Here is a 1267-nt window from a genome sequence, read left to right on the forward strand (position 1 = left end):
TGCCCTTCCCCTCGTAACGTGGAGGCCAGAACTTGAGGGATAGAGGTTCATGGCTGAGACGAGACGCCGGTTCGATCCGGAGTTCCGCGCGGGCGCGGTCCGGATCGTGCGGGAGACCGGGAAGTCGATCGCGCAGGTAGCGCGTGATCTGGGGATCAACAGCGGCACCCTGGCCAACTGGGTGCAGCAGGATCGTGCCGCTCGTGGCGAAGCCGCTGCCGGGCAGCTGGCCGAGGACGAGCGCGCCGAGCTGATGCGGTTGCGGCGGGAGAATGCCGAGTTGGCGATGGAGCGTGATGTCCTCAAGCGATCTGTGGTCCTGTGGGTCAAGGAAGCGACGGGCCGGTGAGCGTGGCCGCCTTCATCGCTTCCCAGAGGACCGAGCACGACGTGCCGCACGCGGTGGCCTGCCGGGCCCTGGGGGTGTCCGAGTCGTGGTTTTACAAGTGGCGCAACCGTCGGCCGACACCCGGCCAGGACCGTAGGACCAAGCTGACGGAGGCAGTTCGGCGCGTCTTCGACGCCTCGGGCGGCACCTACGGCAGCCCACGCATCGGCGACGAGTTGCGCGAGCAGGGCTGGCGGGTGTCGGACAACACGATCGCCCAGCTCATGGTCGAGCTGGGTCTGGTCGCCAGAGCGAAACGACGCCGGCGTGGGCTGACCCGACAGGGCAAACAACCAGCCGCCCCGGACCTGGTCAAGCGTCAGTTCACCGCGCCCGCGCCGGACGTGGCCTGGTGCGGCGACATGACGGAGATCGCCACGCAGGAGGGCAAGCTCTACCTCGCCACCGTCATCGACCTGTACTCCCGACGGATCCTCGGCTACGCCATGGGCGAACGGCACGACGCCGGCCTGGTCGTGGCGGCGTTGAACATGGCCGCGGTCACCCGCGGCGGCGACGTCGCAGGGGTGATCTTTCACAGCGACAGGGGCAGCGAATACTGCTCGGCCGACTTCGCCCGGGCGTGCGCCCGCTGGAAGGTACGCCAGTCGATGGGGCGGGTCGGGTCGTGCTTCGACAACGCCGTGGCCGAGGCCACCTTCTCCACCATCAAGGTCGAGTACATCCACCGTCACCAGTTCCGCACCCGTACCGAGGCCCGGCTGAAGATCGCCACCTGGATCACCGACTTCTACAACCGCCGACGCCGCCATTCTGTCTGCAACGGACGCTCACCGATCGACTACGAACGATCAACTACACACGTCCTGGAGAACCAGGCCGCATAACCGAGTCCTCCACGATTCCAGGGGATTGACA

2 protein-coding genes are annotated in these 1267 nt (G+C 67.1%); both read left to right on the forward strand.

Going from position 1 to position 1267, the window contains the following annotated elements:
* Positions 1 to 49: 49 nt before the first annotated feature.
* Entirely contained in the window at positions 50 to 349 is a 300-nt protein-coding gene (locus ACFHW0_RS31610) for a transposase (protein ID WP_416613285.1), read from the forward strand.
* On the forward strand, positions 346 to 1236 hold the full coding sequence (locus ACFHW0_RS31615) for an IS3 family transposase (RefSeq protein WP_416613286.1): 891 nt from the start codon (positions 346 to 348) through the stop codon (positions 1234 to 1236). The genes ACFHW0_RS31610 and ACFHW0_RS31615 overlap by 4 nt, the downstream gene beginning before the upstream one ends.
* Positions 1237 to 1267: the final 31 nt, after the last annotated feature.

Origin of the sequence: Micromonospora sp. LOL_025 (assembly GCF_048060285.1) — a bacterium.
GTDB lineage: Bacteria > Actinomycetota > Actinomycetes > Mycobacteriales > Micromonosporaceae > Micromonospora.